Here is an 18,792-nt window from a genome sequence, read left to right on the forward strand (position 1 = left end):
TAATGGGCGTGGCTAGTAATAAGTTTCAATAAATAAAATTCAGGAGACGACAATGCAGACCACCGATAAAACAGCCAAAGAGATCTTTTTTGACGTCATGGCCACCCCCCAGCGGGTGCCGTTCGGCTTTGGCAAAAAGGCCGTTTTGGTCAACGTGGACCCGCAAAAAGCCTACACCCGCACCGATCTTTTCAAGACCGCTTATGAAACCGACCCAAAACAGCTGGACTACACCAACCAGCTGGCACGTGGTTTTCGGGAGAAAGGTTGGCCGGTGGTCTGGACACACGTCGCTTTCCTGGACTCGGCCGAGGACGCAGGCGTGTGGGGCACGCGTACCGATACGCCGGATTCATTGCAGAACATCAAGTATGACTCGGAGCGCGCCGAATTCGATGAGCGCTGTGAGATCGACCGCAGCCGCGACGTTATCTACACCAAGCGCATGCCCTCAGCGTTTTTTGAAACGCCGCTGCAATCGCTGCTGGTCTGGCACCAGGTCGATACCGTAATTATTACCGGGGGTTCTACGTCTGGCTGCATTCGCGCCACCGCCGTAGAAAGCCTCTCGCGAGGGTATCGCACGATTGTGCCCATGGAGTGCGTCTCTGATAAACACGAAAGCTACCACTACGCCAACCTGACCGATCTGCACCTCAAATATGCCGATGTGATGTCAGTGGCCGATGTTTTGGCCTGGCTTGACGGCAACGCGTAACGCATACCCAGGGCAGCGAGGAGCCGGTAATGAAAGAGCACTTGAAAGAGAACTTGAAAGCGTCCTTAAAAGAGAGCTTAGACGTATACGACTACTGGGCCTACGACCAGCGCCCCAAGATAGAGTGGCCGGGCGGCGCCAAGGTCGCCTTCTGGGTCGCGCCCAATATTGAATATTACGAACTCGACCCGCCACAGAACCCCAGCCGCAAACCCTGGCCTCACCCGCACCCTGCGGTGCCGGGTTATAGCATCCGCGATTACGGTAATCGGGTCGGTCACCAGCGCCAGATGGCGCTGTTGGACAAGTACGGCATTCGCGGATCGATATCGCTGTCAACGGCGCTATGCGAGCACCATCCTGAGATTATCGACATGTGCCGTGAGCGCGAATGGGAGTTCTTCAGCCACGGCATTTACAACACACGCTATACCTACGGCTTAAGTGAAGCGCAAGAGCGGGCGATGATCCGCGATAGCATGGAAACCATTCATCGCCATACGGGGCAAGCCTGCGCGGGCTATCTGGCCCCAGCGCTTTCCCACTCGGAGCGCACATTGGATCTGTTTGCCGAGGTGGGCGAAGAGCTGTTTGGCGCCAAGGGCGGGCTTTACACCTGCGATCTGTTCCACGACGACCAGCCCACCCCGGTCAGGGTGCGTTCCGGCAAGCGGTTTATCTCCATGCCCTATTCGCTGGAGATGAACGATACCATCGTGTATGCGGTAAACAAGGTGGAGCCGCGCCAGTATTCGACCATGCTCAAACGCCACTTTGACCGCCTGTATCTAGAGGGCGCTGAGTCCGGCACGGTAATGTGCATTCCCACTCACAACTACCAGGTGAGCTGCCCGCACCGCATCAAGGCATTTGAAGAAGCCCTGGAGTACATTACCGGCCACCCGGATGTCTGGGTCGCCACAGGACGTGAAATTGCCGAGTACTACACGGCTCACTATTACGACGCCGCGCTTGAGAGCATCGCGGCTCAAGCTACTACCGCACGCAGAGAGGGGTAATGCCATGGCGCTTAACGATAACTACCTCGACTACCCTTTGCGCCGTCACGGCTACGACCATGAGCATTTTGAGTGGTCGATGCTGAGCCAACGCCCGCCCATCACCTGGCCGGAAGGCAAGACCCTAGCGGTATGGATCAATATTTCGCTGCAGTTCTATCCGCTTAACCAACGCGGCGAGCCGTTCAAGGTACCTAACGGCATGACCATGCCCTACCCAGACCTGCGCCACTTTTCGCTGCGCGATTACGGCAACCGCGTGGGCATCTATCGGGTGCTCAAGGCACTGGCGGCACACAACATTACCCCTACCTTTGCCATCAACGCACAGCTGGCGGAGCAAACGCCTTATCTGATTCAGCGCTTGAAAGAGCACGGCGGCGAATTTATCGCTCACGGCTGGAACATGGATCACCTGCACTACGGCGGCCAGCCTCTTAAAGAAGAAGCCGAGCTGGTTAAGCGCTCGGTTGAGACCCTGCGTCGCGTTACCGGCCAACCCGTTCGCGGCTGGCTTAGCCCCGCCAAGCACCAAAGCTTTAACACGCTGAATCTACTCGCCGAGAACGGCATTGAATACTGCGCCGACTGGGTCAACGACGATATGCCCTATTTTTGCCGTGCCCAGTCCCATGGCAAAGCGGGCCGCTTGGCCATGATGCCGCTGGCGACCGAAATTGAAGATCAGTTTGTGATGAGCCAGAACCTGCATTCGGAAGATTCGTGGGTGACTCAGGTAAAAGATGCCTTTGATTTTCTGCTGGAAGAGTCTCGCGAGCACGGCGGGCGTCTGTTTGCCTTGAACCTGCACCCCTGGCTTGTGGGTCAGCCTCACCGAATTGCCTGCCTGGAAGAAGTACTGGCGCATATCAGTGGGCATAGCGAGGTGTGGCAGGCACCGGCAGGCGAGATTCTCGATGCATTTAGTACGGCAACGGAGCAAACATAATGGCCATCGTTCCCTACACGCAGCACCACACCTTTGATGCGCATTTGCCGCTTTTAATCATTGGCGCCGGTGCCTGTGGCCTGGTAGCGGCACTGGCCGCGCATGAAGCGGGTGTTGAACTTGCCGTACTGGAGCGCGATGCGCTGCCCCGCGGAAGTACCGCCATGTCATCAGGCTTTATTCCGGCCGCCAATACGCGGTTTCAAAAAGCCCTTGGCGTAAACGACACACCCGCCGCCATGGCCGAGGATATTCAGCATAAAAATGGCCATGAAGCCGATCCCGCAATTGTCGACCTACTGGCGACGTCGTCAGGGCCAGTAATCGAGTGGCTGGCTGACCAATATCAGTTGCCCTTTGAACTGGTCGAGGGCTTTCTATACCCCGGCCATACCCATTTGCGCATGCACGCCACTCCCAGACGCACGGGGGAAGAGCTGATGGGCGCCCTGTTAAGCGCCGCTGAAACGGCTGGCATTGATATTCTTACCCAGGCCCGAGTAGTAGATCTTTACGTGGATTCCACCCAAAGGGTTCGAGGCGTAACGCTTAAGCGCCCGGATGGCAGTCGCGAAAGCATCAGCTGCGATGCGCTGATATTGGCGTGTAACGGCTATGGTGGTAATCCTGAACTGGTGGACCGGTATATTCCATCGCTTAAACACGCGCTGTACTACGGCCATGAGGGCAACCAGGGCGATGCACTGCTTTGGGGCCAGGCAATGGGAGCCAGCACCAAGGATCTAGGTGCCTGCCAAGGCCACGGGTCACTTGCCACGCCCCATCAAACCCTGATCAGCTGGGCGGTGATGATGCAAGGGGGCATTCAGGTTAACGTGCGCGGCGAGCGGTTTTCCAATGAGCACGGAGGCTACTCCGAGCAAGCTGCCAAGGTACTGGCCCAGCCGGAAAAAATTGCCTGGAACCTCTTTGACGAGCGCATTCACCAGTCGGTACTGGCGTTTGAGGACTATCACAATGCGTTTGATACCGGCGCCGTACGCTGCTTTGAAAACCTGGAAACGATGGCCGCTGGCCTGAACCTGCCGTTAGCCGCGCTACAAGCCACCTTCATCGAAATGCAACAGCATGCAGAGCAGCAAACAGCGGATTCATTTGGCCGCTTGTTTGAACCTATGAACCTGCTCAAGCCGCCCTACTACGCCATTCGCGTCACCGGCGCTCTGTTTCACACCCAAGGCGGGCTTGAGATCAATGTGCAGGCGCGCGTACTCGATCAACAGGGTCAGGCGCTGCCCAACCTGTTTGCGGCAGGCGGGGCGGCTCGCGGCGTCTCAGGCTCCAACGACAGCGGCTACCTTTCGGGTAACGGTTTGCTCAGCGCGGTCGTGCTAGGGGCAGTCGCCGGGAAAAATGCCGCTGAGTTGCTGCACTTAAAGCTTCACTCAGCAGTGCTTCCCTAAGCCCGCAATATTTTCAGGGCAGCAAACGCAAGCCGGGGTGCCTATCAAGCACCCCGGTAGTCGTTCTACTTTGAACAGCGCGTTATTTAAGGAATGATGCGTTCTGCGCGTAAGCGGGTGAACAGATCGAAAAACGCGCCGCGGGTTTCGCGAAAATGATCAAAGCCGAAATCGCGCGATTTGGTCACATCGTTGACGCACTCAAGCTCACGACCAAGGTCGGCATCGGAGTGCCACCAGGAAGCCAGCTTGGTGACATCGGCTTCAACAAGGTCATGCTTCTCAGCAATGTCGGCCCAGATAGGCGCGCTATCCGCCATTTGTGTTTCCAGCGGCAACGGCGTTTCCGGACAGTCGGCGATTTCCAGTTCGAAGAACTCGCCAATTTCGCGCCACATCCGGCGCCAGCGGAAAACGTCACCGTTAACCGTGTTGAACGCTTCGTTATGCGCACCCGGGGTGGTGGCCGCCCACTCCAGCTGGCGCGCCAGCACCAGCGCATCGGTCAGGTCGGTTAGCGCATTCCACTGAGTCTGCGAACCCGGGAAGGTAAACGGCTTGCCGGTCGCCTTGCAGATAGATGCGTAAACCGCCAGCGTCACACCCATATTCATGGCGTTACCCAAGGCATAGCCGATCACGGTATGCGGGCGGTGCACGTTCCAGCTAAAGCCGTCACGCTCGGCGGCGGCGAACATGGTGTCTTCAAGGGCATAGTAGAAGTTCTCACCGGGTACGCGCGGCGCGGATTCACGAAACGGCGTTTCGGTCTTGCCGCTTCCGTAGCTCTCAAAAGAGCCCAGGTACTGCTTGGTGCCGGTTACCAGCGAGACATGCTTGATTTTGGCGCCCTGCAGGGCATCCAGCAGGTTCTGCATCATCGCGCCGTTGGCCTCGACGTTGGCCTTTTCACTATCGCGTTTGATCCAGGTGCAGTAGAACACGTGCGTGATGGGTAAACCGGCCAGCGCTTTCTCGGTGGCTTCGCGATCCAGCAGATCAGCGGCAACCGGAATAATGCCCGTCTGGATTGTCGGGCGGCGTGATAAGCCATAAACGGTCCAGCCACTGGCATTGAGATAGCTTGCCAGGTTGCCGCCAGTAATACCGGTAGCACCGACTACAAGAGCATTGCCTTTACGCATTGTTGACTCCTTAACCAGACGAGATACTCAATCCAGTTACACATCGAGATAACTCAGAAAAACTACGAACGCTGTGTTCGTAGCGATTGATGCTTATTCTGGACAGTCAAGATAGTTGCTACAATTGGAAAAATCGCAAATCTTTATTGTCTCAGGCGCAACTCAATGGATCTCAATGCATTACGCGTTTTTGAGCGCGTTGCCGCGACCGGCAGCTTTACTGCCACAGCCCGTCATTTTCATCGTGCGGTGTCGTCCATCTCGCGCCAAATCGCGTCGCTGGAAGAGTCGCTAGGCCAGCAGTTGCTCTACCGTCACACGCGGGCGGTCACGCTAACCGAGGCAGGTTTGCGCTATTACCAGGACGTGCGCGAGATTCTGGAACAGCTCGACCTGGCGACCGAAGCGCTGACGGCGCCGGATCCCGAGCCTTCAGGTGTGCTGCGCTTAAATGCGCCGGTCGCTTTCGGCCAGCGCCAAATCGTGCCGATTCTGCATCGCTTTCAGCAGCGCTATCCGGCCATCAAGGTCGAGCTGATGCTGACCGATCAATTGACCGACCCGGTACGCGAGGGCATCGATATCACGTTTCGCGTTGGTGAGCTGGCCGACACCACGCTGGTAGCACGCCGTCTGGCCCCGATGAATTACGTGGTGGCCGCCGCGCCGAGCTATTTGCAGCATGCAGGCACGCCGAATACGCCTGATGATCTGGGCCAGCACAGCTGCTTGCTGTACCAGGGCGAAATGGGCCGCCAGCGCTGGTACTTTCACCACCCTGAGCAGCCGCAACCCATTACCTGCAAAGTCGATGGCCCCCTGCATAGCAACGATGCCGGGAGCTTGGTGCAAGCAGCGCTCATGGGCCAGGGTTTCGTCATGTTTCCTACCTGGTTAATCGCCGATGAGTTGGCTTCAAAAAAACTACTGCCGGTACTTGAAGCGTGGCGCTGCGAGGTCGCCCCCGGCAAGCGCGATATTCATGTGCTGTATGCACAGCGGCGCCTGCATACGCGCAAGGTAAGCGCTTTTCTGGATCACCTGTTCGAAGTGGTCGGGCCAACCCCCGAGTGGGATAACTGGCGTGAAAAACGCCTGTCTGGTGAAAGTACTTAGAGACAGCACTTAGAGACAGCACTTAGCTTCTAACCAGGCAATCACTCGCTTTTTGCCGAATAGCTAATTTAGTCTTTTATCTATATAACTACGCCCATCCCTTTACGCGAGCGCCATTGATGTTTCACTTCGTCGTTGCCATACCCTGCCTGATTGTTATCGCCCGCTACCTGGCGCCGCTCCGCTGGCCTCTCTGGTTCAAGATTGTACTCAGCGCCTTACTCCTGATCATCTCACAGCACCACTTGCTGACGTACCTGGCCTTCGGCAGCATGTTTTCTCCCGAGGTGCCCAGAAGTATGGTGCTGGCCATTAATTGGCTGTTCGGCACCGTGCTTTTACTCGCCGTGTTACAGCTAGTCGTTGACCTGGTGACGGCCCTATTAATGGCGGTAAAGAGGCGTCGGCTCGCGATCCCTGCCTTTCTACGTTACGCCATCGGGGTATTCGCGCTGGGAATCGCGGCATTTGCGGTCAATCAGGCGGCGCGCGTACCGCCCATGAAGGAAGTCGAAGTGACCATTGCCGGACTGCCCGCCCAGTTTGACGGGTATCAAATTATTCATTTAACCGACCTGCATATCAGCCGGCTATTCGAGGCGCCCTGGGTTGAAGCGGTGGTCGCCAAAACCAACGCTTTGGCACCTGATTTGATCGTGATTACCGGTGACCTGATCGACGGTGATCTTGAAACCCGGCGGGTTGATGTAGCGCCGCTTCAAGCGCTTTCGGCACCTGATGGTGTTTTTGCAAGCCCCGGCAATCACGAATACTACTTTGGCTACGAGCAGTGGATGGCGCACTACCAATCATTAGGGTTGCAGACACTGGCCAACCAGCATGCCGTATTAACGCGAGACGGCGCCGATTTAGTGCTTGCTGGGATCACCGATTTACGCGCACCGCGTACCGGCTGGCCCGCACCGGATGTAGATGAGGCAATTGCTGGCGCCCCCGCCAACGCACCAATTATCCTGCTTGACCACCAGCCGTTTGATGCCGCCAGGGCAGCCGCAGCGGGTGTTGATTTGCAGCTTTCCGGCCACACCCACGGTGGCATGATTTGGGGGTTTGATCGTATTGTGGCCTTGGCCAATAACGGCTTTGTCTCGGGCTTTTACGATGTTGACGGAATGACGCTTTACGTGAACAACGGCACCGGGCTCTGGCCTGGGTTTGCACTGCGTCTGGGCAAGCCTTCAGAGCTCACCCGTATTACGCTGCGCCAGGGTTAAGGCACTGCTCGGCCCACTGCCGCACCTCGGGGTAGGCGCGCTGCTCGAACACGCCAAAGCCATCAAGGCTGCGCGCCTTGAGCGGTGTAAACACCGGCATACTCAGGCCGCACAAAAAATGGGCTAACCGCTGACTGTTGGGAGGCTGGCCTGTTTGCGCCGTATGGCGCTCGATAAAGGGCGCGGCGTAACGGTTGAAATCGGTGTTTTCCAGTGCCGGCAAAGGCGGCGCGGCGGGCAGTTGAACGCTATGCCCATAGCAGACCAAGCAGTGCCCGCACCGGCTATCTTCGTTGGCACTTAACGTGGTGTCGCCAAAGTGCTCGGCTAAACGCCGGGTCAGGCAGGTTTCGGACTCAAACAGCGCCAGCATGGTCTGTAGCCGCTCGATCTCGCCCCGCTCTCGCGTTAAACACTCGTCATACAGCTGGCTCGCCAGCATCTCAAGGTTGAGTTCGGGTTGGCGGACGTCATATACGTCGGTCATCCGTTTGCCTTCCAGCGTCAGCCAGCCCTTATCCTGAAAGTACTCAAGGGCAGTGATCACACGGGCCCGCGTGGCATCGATGTGTTGCGCCTGGCCTGCCATGTGCAACCGTTCAAAGTCCACGCTTCCCCAAGTGCGGGCAATCGGAATGTTATCGACCAGCAGGCGCACAAAGGCTGCTCGCTCGCCCTGAAAGCGCGCGACTAGCGCCTCGGGATCAGTGTGATAACGCAGCCGGTACTCCGCCAGAAAGGCAAAGCGCGGTGCAATAATGCCGTGCATTTCCAGCCTTACGAGCAGGGTTTTAAGCGGTAGCAGGCGAATATTGGTATCACGCGACAGCACATTGAGCAGCACTTCCCACTGGCGTTCTGGCGTGGCGCCAGCGGCGGCGATCTCTTCAAGCAGGCGCACGATGCCCGCGTACTCCGGCGTATCACCGTAGACAAAGTTTTCCAGCACGCGCAGGCCATCCCGCCCTGCCATGGTTAAGCAGGTGGAAGGCAGGCCATCGCGCCCTGCCCGGCCTATTTCCTGGCTATAGTTCTCGATGGATTTGGGCAGATCAAAGTGCACGACGTTGCGGATATTGTCTTTATCGATGCCCATACCAAACGCGATGGTGGCCACAATGCACGGCGACTCCCCGCTCATGAACTGACGTTGAATCTCATCCCGGCGGGCTGAATCAAGCCCGGCGTGATATGCCTGCGCGTTGATTCCCTGGGCAGCCAAGGCGCTGGCCACCTGTTCGGCGGTTTGCTGCAAGGTGACATAAATGATGCTGGGCGCTTCATTGCCCGGCTGCATTTGGGGCTTTAGCCAATCGATCAAATGCTGCTGGCGATTACCCATCACTGGGTGCACCAGCAATTCAAGGTTGGGCCGGTAGAAGCCCGTGGTAATCACATTGTTGGGATTAATGGAGAATTTCTCGCCCATATCGGCAATAACCGCGGGCGTGGCCGTGGCGGTCAGCAGCAATACCTGAGGGATCGCAAACTCGCGCTGGTACTCTGGCAACTTAAGATAGTCGGGGCGAAAGTTATGCCCCCATTCAGACAAACAGTGAGCTTCATCGACGACCAATAACGATATTTGAACCTGACGCAGAAAATTCCGGAAGCGCTCGTTCTTGAGGCGCTCCACCGAGATCATAAGGATTTTCAGCTCGCCGCTTCTGGCGCGCTCCATTACATCACGTACGGTATCGCGGTCCTGAGTGGAATCGACACTTGCCGCCGCCACGCCGTGGCGGGTTAAAAAGGCGAGCTGATCCTGCATCAACGCCAGCAGCGGCGACACTACCAGCGTCAAGTGCGGTAGATGCAGCGCGGGCAGTTGATAACACAGTGACTTCCCCGCACCGGTCGCGAAGATAGCCGCCGTGGAGTGGCCCTCCAACACCCGGGAGACCACGGCCTGTTGGCCACCGCGAAAATCATCGAAACCGAATACTGATTGCAGCGTCTGTCGCGGAGAAGTGGAAGTCATGCGCCGTCCTAAAGTGGGGTTACGTCCTGAACTAACACGCTACCGGTTTCAGGACGTTTTCACCAATCAAAGACGTGATATGCCCTAGCGCTAAGGCTAGTCCCACTTCGCCCCCTTCAAGGCATCCAGGGGGATTTTCAGATAGCGCGTGCCGTTGGCTTCGGGCTCTGGCAAGCGCCCGCCCTGGGTATTGACCTGCAGCGCGTGAAGCATCAGTTTCGGCATGGGCAGTTCGCTATCGCGAGTTTGGCGCAGGGCAATGTAATCCGCGGCACTGTTTCCCACCAAATGCGGATTGGTGTCGCGCTGTTCAGCCACGCTACTTTCCCATTTCGGCTCGCGGCCATCCGGCATATAGTCGTGGCCAGTAAACAGACGGGTAGTCGCTGGCAGCGCAAGAATCGCCTGGATGGAGTTCCATAACGCCTGGGCATTGCCACCGGGAAAATCAGCCCGCGCGGTGCCAAAATCAGGCTGAAAAAGAGTGTCATGTACAAACGCCGCATCGCCTACTACATAGGTAATTGAAGCCAACGTATGGCCTGGGGAATGCAGCACCTTGGCGCTTAACTCCCCAATATTGAACGTATCGCCTGCCGCAAACAGCCTATCCCACTGGCGACCATCAGCGGGCATGTCCGGCCAGTGGTAAATCTCCTTCCACAGCGCCTGTACTTTCGTAATGTGCTCGCCAATCGCGGTGGGTGCGCCAGTTTTGTCTTTCAGATACTGCGCGGCAGAGAAGTGATCCGCATGCGGATGGGTATCCAGAATCCACTCCACATTAAGATCGTGCTTTGCCACATAGGCAAGCAGCTCATCGGCATGATGCGTGGCGGTGGCGCCAGACTTCTCGTCGAAATCCAGCACCGGGTCGATAATCGCGCATGCTCGCGAAACAGGGTCACTGACGATGTATTGAACGCTAAACGTACGCGGATCAAAAAAGCCTGCCACCACAGGCATCCCCTCACCCGTACTCGCTGAACGCGCAAACGTCTTCATGCTGTCTCCTGACGAACCAAATAAGTGATAGCGCAATAGCCTATCACTTAGTCCAACAGGGTTATAACCATAGCCGCATAAAGAATATAAGGGCTATGAGATGATGGCTACTTGCATGAGTATTAGCAGGCACATAATGTGAGCAATATGCTTTCTTATCTTCGCCTCTGCTTTTTCTCGAACTTAATAACGTTGCGGGATTGAGCCTTCGATAATGGTCGCACCGCAGCCGGCTTTATCCCCCACCCGTGCCACGGGCTGGCCCTCTAATTTAGAGGGCGAACCGGAGACGATTTCGGTGGTGCCGTGGCCAGGGATGGGGCAGCTGTGGAGGTCGCCTTTGCGTGCAACGGGTTTCAACGACAGGTTTCCCATTGGCCGTCGCGTTGGATGAAGTAGAGTCTTACGTTTGAGACTTGTTCATCACTTCCTGCGTGCCCAAATCGAATCGGCGCCGCTACCCCCTCACGGGTAAGCCAAGCCACACGATTATCCGCTCCCAAATTCAATGTCATCGGCTCTTCTGGAAAAGGATCTAGCTGGAATAGGTTAGGATTATCAAAGAACATCGTAAAGCTTGCTCGCTGGCGCACATAGGCTTCGGATTCTCCTGAAGCTAAAGCAAGCTCTTCAATCATGGTTTTCGAGCCATCTATGAGGGCGTCGTTATCTTGTGCTTCGAATAGCGAGTATAACCGGTGATATTCACGAGCCAGGCTATCTCGAACAGCGTCGGTATCACTTAAAGCATCACCTTCTTCCCAGCACCAAGTAGGCATTGGCTGACTATTGTTAAAAACAACTTCTAACGTGTCGTACTCTTCAAAGCGATTAAAAGTAATATTGCTTTGCATCGGCCGCAAGGGGGCTGAAGTATCTACAACAACCACTTCGGGTTCGGCATCATTGTGACCGGGCTTCATAATCACATCGAAAGCAGTATGGACTTCCGTGTTGGGATTTTGACCAGGTTCCCAATATAACAATGATACCTTCAACTCGCTGTCGGGCTCGTACTCCATGGGCCATGTATTTAGATTGATCGTATTTCTACCCTCTTTGACATATTGGGAAATCGGTTGGCGAGTGTCCAAATGGCTAGGAGTGCCTGTAAAATTCAATAGAATATCGTGGATACGCATTGAACTAGGAACACCTTCTACAGCCCAGCGTACTCCAAACTCATACTCGGTTTCCTGTGCCAATAAGGGCACACTTGTCAGCGTTAGAGTGACAATCCAAAAGTAAGCTATCCATTTCTTCATGCTGTTTTACACCTCTCGCCACTCGATAAGCTGGTGCGATGCATCAAGGCTCCACCTTGGCACTGCTTGAGGCGGTAATAATCTCACCGCCATGATCCGTCTTGCAGCCAAGGTACGCCGTGGGACGACCATCGTGATGGGAGTGGCTGGAGCCCTGAATGATGGTCGCGCCGCAGTCGGTTTTATCGCCCACCCGCGCCACGGGCTGGCACTCTACGTGAGAGGGCGAACCGGAGACGATTTCGGTGGTGCCGTGGCCGGGGATGGGGCAGCTATGGAGGTCGCCTTTGCGGGCTACGGGTTTCATCGGCAGATTTCCCATTGGCCGTCGCGTTTGATGAAGTAAAGCCTGACGTTCGATACGTCTTCATCGCTTGCTGCATGCCCAAACCGTATAGGAGCTGCTACCCCTTCACGTGTAAGCCAAGCTACTCGATTATCCGCTGCCAAGTTCAATATCATTGGCTCTTCAGGAAAAGGATCCAACTGGAAGAGGTTGGGATTATCGAAAAACATGGTAAAGCTTGCACGTTGCCGCACGTAAGCCTCAGGTTCACCTGAAGCTACTGCAAGCTCTTCAATCATAGTGCTTGAAGCATTCATTAAAGCATCATTATCTTGTGCTTCGAAAAGCGAATAGAGTCGGCGATACTCACGAGCCAGACTGTCACGTGTCGAGTCTGTATCGCCTAACGCGTCACCCTCTTCCCAGCACCACGTAGGCATAGGTTGGCGGTTATTGAAGCTAACTTCTAATATATCGTTGTCTTCATAGCGGTTAAAACTAATGTCATTTTGCAATGGCTGCAAAGGCGCCCCGGAATCTAAAGAGACAATCTCAGGTTCTGTATCCTCTTGGCCAGGCATCATCACTACTTCAAAGGCGGTGCTGGCTTCAGTGTTAGGATTTTGACCGGGCTCCCAATACAGCAGTGATACGCGTAGCTCATGATCAGCCTCATATTCAAGCGGCCATGTATATAACTTGACGGCATTCTCGCCATTTTTAATGTATTGAGAAATTGGCAACCGTGTATCCAGGTGGCTCGGTGTACCAGAAAAATTAAGCATAATGTCTTGTGCGTCAATCGAAGATGCTAATCCATTAACGCTCCAGCGAACCCCGAAGTGATACTCGGTTTCCTGTGCCATGGATGGTGCACTGACTAGCGTCAGCGCGACGAGCCAACTGTAAGCTATCCATTTCTTCATTCTGTTGTATGCCTTTGGTAACTGTATAAGCGGCCACACTCCATCAAGGCTCGACGTTGGCACTGCTTGAGGCGGAGATAATCTCACCACCATGATCCGTCTTGCAGCCAAGATATGCCGTGGGGCGGCCATCGTGATGGGAGTGGCTGGAACATTCGATAATGGTCGCGCCGCAGCCGGTTTTATCACCTACCCTCGCCACGGGCTGGCCCTCTACCTGAGAGGGCGAACCGGTAACAATTTCCGTGGTGCCGTGGCCGGGGATGGGGCAGCGGTGCAGGTCGCCTTTGCGAACAACGGGTTTCATGAATCAACATCCGCAATCCGCCAATCTCCCGAAGAGGTGCGATAAAACACCATTGGCATTACATCCTCTTCTTTATCTGGTTGGTTGGGATAGGCCCAATAAATAGGGCTAGGCACAATGCGCACTAAGCGACCCTCGCCCATAAACTCTAAACTATCCTCAGCCGGGGTATCAGCAAAATCCAAAGGCTGGAGACGGGGGCCGTCAGGCTCTTGGTGGATACCTACTAACTGTGAGCCGATAGGCATCGATTCAATATAATCTCTTGCGCTCTTTCCTCCTGCCATCAATAACCCAGCGCGCTCCCAGACAGGTTCAAATTCACGCACAATAGCGTCTGAATTACCTTCTTCAAATAGGCCGTGCAAGCGCTGATAGGCTTGACGTAACTCATGGCGTAGCCGTGGGGTGTCTTGCAACGGCGTCGCATCATTAACCCAGTGAAAATCGGGAATGGTATCCAGTAAGCGGAAGCTCATATCGACCCGTTCAGCTTCGAGCGATTGACCACTGCCGTTTAGCAATTGCGCTGGCGAGTTTACTTGAAACTCTCCACGGGTACGTAAGTGTTCACTCTGATGTACCGTCTCGCCGATAACGTTGGCAGGGTTTTTGGGGAAATCTATCAACTCACCTGTCTCCATATCGTAGCGTAGTTGCAACGTATGAATTCCCTCCTTCGCTTGGGTCTGTGTGTTAATAGCCTCAATGGTGACGTTGACAAAGAAATTATCTTTAGGCCCCTGCATTAACTCGCCCGTTTCAGTATCCTGTAATAAATTCCCTGCTTCATCCTCAAGCAGCGGCGCATAAATAAAGGAAACGGTATTGGCACCTTCTGTTAAATTAACGCTAATGGGATATGAAATGGAGTAGTACTCTGTAGTGCTATGAGACTGTACATGCAAGTCATTAATTCTTAACGCCCACGCGGCACCTTGAGTGTGAATATTCACCCAGTACTGGCGATCAATTGGCTGCGCCATGGCGCTGGTCGATAGGCTGACCAAGCAAGCGATGACGAGACAAACGAGGCCCCAAGTGCTGTATTTTCCAAATGAGGCGCCTACCACTAACCGACTAACGACTCCTTTCAAGATATCTCTCCTTGTAACTCCATGGTTCCGCATAAGCGCTACGGCTGAACCTTGGCACTGCTCGACGCCGTAATAATCTCGCCGCCGTGATCCGTTTTACAGCCCAGGTAGGCCGTAGGCTTTCCATCATGGTTGGAGTGGCTGGAACCTTCGATAATGGTCGCGCCGCAGCCGGTTTTATCACCCACCCGCGCCACGAGCTGGCCCTCTACTGTAGAGGGCGAACCGGAGGCGATTTCCGTTGTGCCGTGGCCGGAGATGGGACAGCGATGGAGGTCGCCTTTGCGGGCTACGGGTTTCATGAGTCTACAGCAGCGATGCGCCACTCTCCTGCAGCGGTACGATAGAATACAATAGGCATTACATGACCCTCTTTGTTCGCCTGATCGGGGTAAGACCAATTTAACGGACTAGGCAGGATACGCACTAAACGACCATCTCCCATGAACTCCAAGCTATCGTCTACGGCCTCATCAGCAAGTCTTAATGTATTCAACCTCGGACCATCAGGTTTCTGGCTTATACCAACCAACTGTGAACCGATCGGCGCTGACTCTATATACTCTCTGGCACCCATACCTCCGGCCATTAGAAGGCCAGCGCGGTCCCACACAGGTCCAAACTCACGCAAAATACCTTCGGTATCACCATCTTCGAATAACCGGTAAATTCTTCGATAAGCTTGACGCAACTCATGACGTAGCAGCGGTGTATCTTGAAGCTCCGTCGTTTCACCCTTCCAAGTAAAATCGGGAATAGGGTCAGAAACGCGAAAATTCATATCTACACGTTCTGCTTCAACAATCTCTCCTGTGTCAACAACCAACAAGTCTGGTGAGTTTACATAAAACTGACCGTTGGTATGCAAATGCTCGGTATCATGAACGAGCCCATCGCTACCCATCGGTGTGTCGTAGCTTACTAGCTCACCGGTGTCCATGTCATAGCGGAGTAATAGAGTGTTAAGACGCTCTTTTTCACTAGTTTGTGTATTAATTGCTTCAATAGAGATATCGACCCAAAAATCTTCTTTTGGCCCTTGTTGATATTCTCCATTTTTAGGATCCTGCCCCTTTATAGGTGCAAAAATAAAGGAGACAGTATTTTGTCCCTCTTTCATGCTAGTACTTATTGGATATGAAAAACTTCTATGCCCAGTTCCGCCATTGGAATACACGACTAAATCATTTACACGTAGACTCCAGGCAGACCCCTGTGTATGAATATTTATCCAATAATCTCTTTCAATTGGTTGAGCCATTACTGTCTCCTGCAATAACAAATAAAAGAGTAAAAAAAATAAGCATAACCTCTTAAAAAGGAATCCATTCTGGCTCTTTAGGGTCTGCTTCCCAGATAGTTTTTCCATCACCGTTTTCTCCTCTTGGGTTGGGATTGAACCCTTCGATACTATTCTTTGCATTACATTCTGAGGTATCAATAGCTGAAGCTACCCTATCAAACAAATCTGATATTTGTGCCTCCCCTTCAGCTCTTGAATCCATGATATTCTCTGTTGCTTCAACCGTAATGCCTCCCCTTTCGCTACGTTCAATTCCAACCTCAGCATAGGCCTCCCCACTAACCTTAACGCCCTCAAAGGCATAGCGTTTTTCTCGTACGCCATCGCGAGACTGCACTTCCCAGGTCCAGGATGTGTGAATGGTACCGCGTACCCCTACCTGCGCCGAGAGTACAAATATCTGTACTCCTAAACGCAGTTTGAGCTCAGCTACCCCAATAATCTTTAACTCGCCGTCGAAATCCTGTGAGATACCATTAAAGATGGCCTCAGACGCTTCGCCAGAGGCGGGGATCCGATAGGTGGCGATGCTGTCTCCGCCACCTCCGTTTACCTTATGTGTTAACGAGCCCATGGCACTGAGCTGGAGGTAGCCCTCGATGGTGGCGTTAACATTTTCACCCGCCGCTATGCGGGCGCGGGCATTCTGAACATTGAGTAAATTGGCGGGCGATAGAAGAACTGCTGCAACAGCCTCGATCAAGTCGATTCGCCCAGTGATACCCAGGCTTAATGTTGAATCCAGCTCACCCATCTGGATTTCCAAATCCGGGCTTCCCTCAACGGCGGCAAGCTTGAACCCTTCTGCCTTAAAGGTCAGGGATTTACTAAGCACGATGCCCGAACCCATCTTCGAACTATCGCGTCGGATACCTCGTTCAGAGCTTGTACGATCGCCTCCAGAACGTGTGCTATTGCTCCCCATGTCAAAATACTGATTCATGGTTTGAAGGGTATTGACGATTATGCCGATCAGTCCTGGTGCATCGTTCTCTCTAGGGATGGTGTCTTGCGAGTTTGCCGTGGCATCTGCTCCTTTTTCCAGCGTTAGCTCATAGCGCCCATATTGACCGCTTAACGTTCCTTTGGCCTCGACCTGAGCGGATACGCCATGCGTCATGAAGGAGGTTTCTACCGCCAGAGTGAAATTACTATCCAGTGTGATGCAGGGGTAGGGAATAACCGTCAAGGCACCCCTGACATCCTTGCCAGGGCAACACTGGCTAGGCTGAAACGTTGCTCGCCCTCCCTGATTATTCAAAACATTGATACTCATCAGGCTATCAAACGCAAATAGCGTCAGTGCAACATCTCGGGGAATGAAATTCCCTAGCGCCAAGGCCAGACTCAAGTGCTGCTCATAAGCAACGGATACCTCGCTGGCGCGCTCAGTGAGTTTCTGACGACCATCCTCCAATCCGCCCGTTATTAGACAAGGCTTATCCGGAAGCCCTGCTAGGCAGCTTTCCTCTCCTTCCCAGCTTACTAGTACATCAGACAAGAGCTGAAGGCCCTGCAATTCGGCAATGACCAGCAAAGTGGTCGCCCCATTGACAGGAGGCCATTCGACCTTGCGAGTCTCGTCTTTTTTATCGCTGACGACCCCGGCCTTGAGACAGCAAGCGTCATCCTGAACACAATCGACGCAAGTTGCGCCAAAAGCGGTATCAGGCCCTTCATCGCATGCATCTGCCTCAGACGTTGGCCCAGCGCCCACCAGCGCACTTTTATTGGGGTCCAGCAATTGTTGATAATAAGGGTCGTCCGCTAACACCCTCCCCTCGGGAATAGGGCTCCGCGTTAACGGCTCAGCGCCACTGTCGAGGTAGGCTTGATAGACCCCTTCCGCGACAGCTGCCTCATTTACCGGCTCCCCTCCGTGCCGTCTCGCAGCAATAATACGTATATTGCCATCCGCGTAGTTACCGTTATCGAACGCTTCCCATTCTTCCGTCAGCAAATAGAGAGCATCCTCATAGGTCGGCTGATAACTCATGACCACTCCCCGCTAACGATGGGCCGAAAATTGTCGTGTTGCATATCACTTTCCTTGTCGGAATATTTCGCCAGCAGAGCCTGCTGAATACGCCCGCGGGGAAACCAGGCTTCCAGGCGGTCACGCTTGCGCCAGGCGGCCATGGTGGGGTTTTCGAGTATTTGCTGTGCTTCGGTTTGATGGGTGGGAAAGGTGTCGCCAAACGCGATCACGCACTTCGCCAGGGTGCGGGTCTGTTTTTTTGAGGCGAGGCCGTAACGCTGCCCCAACTGCACCGCGGCGTGAACGGTAGACAGCAACTGCTGGGCCGTTTTCTGGGGATACTGTGGGGCCATCGAGAGTGCCAGGGCCGCCTGGGCCCGTTGCTGCATCAGGCCACCAAACCGCGCAAACTCTTCCTGGCCGATGGCAAACTGCCGCCCCTGCCCTCGCGCGTCACGGGCGCCATCGCTGAGCGAGATCGTCAGCAGTCGACCCTGTACCTGCTGAACGGGCGCCTCCAGCGCGATGGAGGGGATTAACGTTAACTCAGCCGGAAACACCATCAGCGGGGAAGCGGGAATAAAGACGGCTTCCAGCGGCGCCATGAACGCGGCCAGCTTCCAGGATTCGAGCGCCTGGCTCATATCCAGCGCCACCCGGGGGTCGTAGAAGCGGAAGTACACCGGGGCCTGGTCGTTGGCCGGGGTCCAGAGCATGGTGAACTTGCGAAGGTACGTGCGCAGTTGCTTGAGCGTGGCATGGGAGTGAAACAGCACACCCCAGTGCTGATCCTGGGGCAGGCTTTCAAGCCAGGTGCGAATGTCGCTGTCGGCTTCCAGGCGAACGAGCCATGGGGCATTGGCCTGGGTGGCGGTGTCGGTGGTGGCGTAAAGGCAGGCGTGCTGGGCGTCGGTCTGGCCCAGGCGCGCCAGTCCCAGGCCGTATTGATGGCACTGCTGCAGGCGTGCTCTGGTAATCGCCCCGGTTATAAATGGCGGGATTACCGTAACTGCCGCCGACCGTTAGCCCGCACTCGCC

Annotated in this window: 19 protein-coding genes; 6 read left to right on the top strand and 13 right to left on the bottom strand. The window is 54.7% G+C overall.

Translation table 11 applies throughout. The features are described from left to right. Positions 1-52: 52 nt before the first annotated feature. From D467_RS0114130 to D467_RS0114145, 4 genes are read left to right on the top strand one after another with little or no spacing between them, the layout of a single operon-like run. Positions 53-718, top strand: a complete 666-nt coding sequence (locus D467_RS0114130) for an isochorismatase family protein (RefSeq protein WP_018918179.1) — start codon at positions 53-55, stop codon at positions 716-718. 29 nt (positions 719-747) lie between these two features. Next, entirely contained in the window at positions 748-1,737 is a 990-nt protein-coding gene (locus tag D467_RS0114135; RefSeq protein WP_018918180.1) for a polysaccharide deacetylase family protein, read from the top strand. A 4-nt stretch (positions 1,738-1,741) separates the two neighbouring features. Beyond that, on the top strand, positions 1,742-2,686 hold the full coding sequence (locus tag D467_RS0114140; RefSeq protein ID WP_018918181.1) for a polysaccharide deacetylase family protein: 945 nt from the start codon (positions 1,742-1,744) through the stop codon (positions 2,684-2,686). Then, positions 2,686-4,110: an FAD-dependent oxidoreductase gene (locus D467_RS0114145; RefSeq protein WP_018918182.1), complete on the top strand. Its 1,425-nt coding sequence runs from the start codon at positions 2,686-2,688 to the stop codon at positions 4,108-4,110. Before D467_RS0114140 ends, D467_RS0114145 begins: the two co-directional genes overlap by 1 nt. 86 nt (positions 4,111-4,196) lie before the next feature. Here D467_RS0114145 and D467_RS0114150 read toward each other — a convergent pair whose 3' ends face one another. Further along, positions 4,197-5,255 carry an SDR family oxidoreductase gene (locus D467_RS0114150; RefSeq protein WP_018918183.1) on the bottom strand — a complete coding sequence of 353 codons (1,059 nt, stop codon included), beginning with the start codon at positions 5,253-5,255 and terminating at the stop codon, positions 4,197-4,199. A gap of 165 nt (positions 5,256-5,420) precedes the next feature. Here D467_RS0114150 and D467_RS0114155 point away from each other — a divergent pair, with 165 nt between their 5' ends. Then, complete coding sequence (locus D467_RS0114155) at positions 5,421-6,371, top strand: LysR family transcriptional regulator (RefSeq protein ID WP_018918184.1); 951 nt, start codon at positions 5,421-5,423, stop codon at positions 6,369-6,371. 119 nt (positions 6,372-6,490) lie between these two features. After that, entirely contained in the window at positions 6,491-7,606 is a 1,116-nt protein-coding gene (locus tag D467_RS0114160; protein WP_018918185.1) for a metallophosphoesterase, read from the top strand. On the opposite strand, the gene D467_RS0114165 is transcribed toward D467_RS0114160, so the two are convergent. The 12 genes from D467_RS0114165 to D467_RS0114225 all read right to left on the bottom strand — a co-directional run bounded on the left by D467_RS0114165 (position 7,587) and on the right by D467_RS0114225 (position 18,755). Beyond that, positions 7,587-9,587 (bottom strand): RecQ family ATP-dependent DNA helicase, encoded by a 2,001-nt coding sequence (locus D467_RS0114165; RefSeq protein WP_018918186.1) that lies wholly within the window; start codon positions 9,585-9,587, stop codon positions 7,587-7,589. The two genes, D467_RS0114160 and D467_RS0114165, sit on opposite strands and share 20 nt — an antisense overlap. Before the next feature lie 96 nt (positions 9,588-9,683). After that, a complete protein-coding gene (locus D467_RS0114170; protein ID WP_018918187.1) occupies positions 9,684-10,592 on the bottom strand; it encodes an MBL fold metallo-hydrolase in 909 nt (302 codons plus the stop codon). 183 nt (positions 10,593-10,775) lie between these two features. Next, on the bottom strand, positions 10,776-10,952 hold the full coding sequence (locus D467_RS19265; protein ID WP_244147838.1) for a PAAR domain-containing protein: 177 nt from the start codon (positions 10,950-10,952) through the stop codon (positions 10,776-10,778). Further along, a complete protein-coding gene (locus tag D467_RS0114180; RefSeq protein WP_081621242.1) occupies positions 10,949-11,857 on the bottom strand; it encodes a hypothetical protein in 909 nt (302 codons plus the stop codon). Before D467_RS0114180 ends, D467_RS19265 begins: the two co-directional genes overlap by 4 nt. Positions 11,858-11,900: 43 nt before the next feature. Next, positions 11,901-12,164 carry a PAAR domain-containing protein gene (locus D467_RS19270; protein ID WP_018918190.1) on the bottom strand — a complete coding sequence of 88 codons (264 nt, stop codon included), beginning with the start codon at positions 12,162-12,164 and terminating at the stop codon, positions 11,901-11,903. Then, entirely contained in the window at positions 12,161-13,069 is a 909-nt protein-coding gene (locus D467_RS0114190) for a hypothetical protein (protein WP_018918191.1), read from the bottom strand. The genes D467_RS19270 and D467_RS0114190 overlap by 4 nt, the downstream gene beginning before the upstream one ends. Before the next feature lie 43 nt (positions 13,070-13,112). Continuing rightward, positions 13,113-13,376, bottom strand: coding sequence for a PAAR domain-containing protein (locus tag D467_RS0114195; protein ID WP_018918192.1), 264 nt, complete (start codon positions 13,374-13,376; stop codon positions 13,113-13,115). Continuing rightward, on the bottom strand, positions 13,373-14,473 hold the full coding sequence (locus D467_RS0114200; RefSeq protein WP_155826501.1) for a hypothetical protein: 1,101 nt from the start codon (positions 14,471-14,473) through the stop codon (positions 13,373-13,375). Before D467_RS0114200 ends, D467_RS0114195 begins: the two co-directional genes overlap by 4 nt. Positions 14,474-14,511: 38 nt before the next feature. Continuing rightward, on the bottom strand, positions 14,512-14,775 hold the full coding sequence (locus D467_RS0114205) for a PAAR domain-containing protein (protein ID WP_018918194.1): 264 nt from the start codon (positions 14,773-14,775) through the stop codon (positions 14,512-14,514). After that, positions 14,772-15,842 (bottom strand): hypothetical protein, encoded by a 1,071-nt coding sequence (locus D467_RS19860; protein ID WP_155826502.1) that lies wholly within the window; start codon positions 15,840-15,842, stop codon positions 14,772-14,774. Before D467_RS19860 ends, D467_RS0114205 begins: the two co-directional genes overlap by 4 nt. Then, on the bottom strand, positions 15,787-17,772 hold the full coding sequence (locus D467_RS0114220) for a hypothetical protein (protein WP_018918197.1): 1,986 nt from the start codon (positions 17,770-17,772) through the stop codon (positions 15,787-15,789). The genes D467_RS19860 and D467_RS0114220 overlap by 56 nt, the downstream gene beginning before the upstream one ends. Continuing rightward, complete coding sequence (locus D467_RS0114225; protein WP_081621243.1) at positions 17,769-18,755, bottom strand: DUF4123 domain-containing protein; 987 nt, start codon at positions 18,753-18,755, stop codon at positions 17,769-17,771. Before D467_RS0114225 ends, D467_RS0114220 begins: the two co-directional genes overlap by 4 nt. Between the last annotated feature and the right edge of the window lie 37 nt (positions 18,756-18,792).

The organism is Vreelandella zhanjiangensis DSM 21076, assembly GCF_000377665.1.
Taxonomy (GTDB): Bacteria; Pseudomonadota; Gammaproteobacteria; order Pseudomonadales; family Halomonadaceae; genus Vreelandella; species Vreelandella zhanjiangensis.

Bases quoted from the DNA above. Each gene is read 5' to 3' on its own strand.
- D467_RS0114130 (WP_018918179.1), top strand. From the start codon at position 53: ATGCAGACCACCGATAAAACAGCCAAAGAGATCTTTTTTGACGTCATG.
- D467_RS0114135 (WP_018918180.1), top strand. From the start codon at position 748: ATGAAAGAGCACTTGAAAGAGAACTTGAAAGCGTCCTTAAAAGAGAGC.
- D467_RS0114140 (WP_018918181.1), top strand. From the start codon at position 1,742: ATGGCGCTTAACGATAACTACCTCGACTACCCTTTGCGCCGTCACGGC.
- D467_RS0114145 (WP_018918182.1), top strand. From the start codon at position 2,686: ATGGCCATCGTTCCCTACACGCAGCACCACACCTTTGATGCGCATTTG.
- D467_RS0114150 (WP_018918183.1), bottom strand. From the start codon at position 5,255: ATGCGTAAAGGCAATGCTCTTGTAGTCGGTGCTACCGGTATTACTGGC.
- D467_RS0114155 (WP_018918184.1), top strand. From the start codon at position 5,421: ATGGATCTCAATGCATTACGCGTTTTTGAGCGCGTTGCCGCGACCGGC.
- D467_RS0114160 (WP_018918185.1), top strand. From the start codon at position 6,491: ATGTTTCACTTCGTCGTTGCCATACCCTGCCTGATTGTTATCGCCCGC.
- D467_RS0114165 (WP_018918186.1), bottom strand. From the start codon at position 9,587: ATGACTTCCACTTCTCCGCGACAGACGCTGCAATCAGTATTCGGTTTC.
- D467_RS0114170 (WP_018918187.1), bottom strand. From the start codon at position 10,592: ATGAAGACGTTTGCGCGTTCAGCGAGTACGGGTGAGGGGATGCCTGTG.
- D467_RS0114180 (WP_081621242.1), bottom strand. From the start codon at position 11,857: ATGAAGAAATGGATAGCTTACTTTTGGATTGTCACTCTAACGCTGACA.
- D467_RS19270 (WP_018918190.1), bottom strand. From the start codon at position 12,164: ATGAAACCCGTAGCCCGCAAAGGCGACCTCCATAGCTGCCCCATCCCC.
- D467_RS0114190 (WP_018918191.1), bottom strand. From the start codon at position 13,069: ATGAAGAAATGGATAGCTTACAGTTGGCTCGTCGCGCTGACGCTAGTC.
- D467_RS0114195 (WP_018918192.1), bottom strand. From the start codon at position 13,376: ATGAAACCCGTTGTTCGCAAAGGCGACCTGCACCGCTGCCCCATCCCC.
- D467_RS0114205 (WP_018918194.1), bottom strand. From the start codon at position 14,775: ATGAAACCCGTAGCCCGCAAAGGCGACCTCCATCGCTGTCCCATCTCC.
- D467_RS19860 (WP_155826502.1), bottom strand. From the start codon at position 15,842: ATGGAAAAACTATCTGGGAAGCAGACCCTAAAGAGCCAGAATGGATTC.
- D467_RS0114220 (WP_018918197.1), bottom strand. From the start codon at position 17,772: ATGAGTTATCAGCCGACCTATGAGGATGCTCTCTATTTGCTGACGGAA.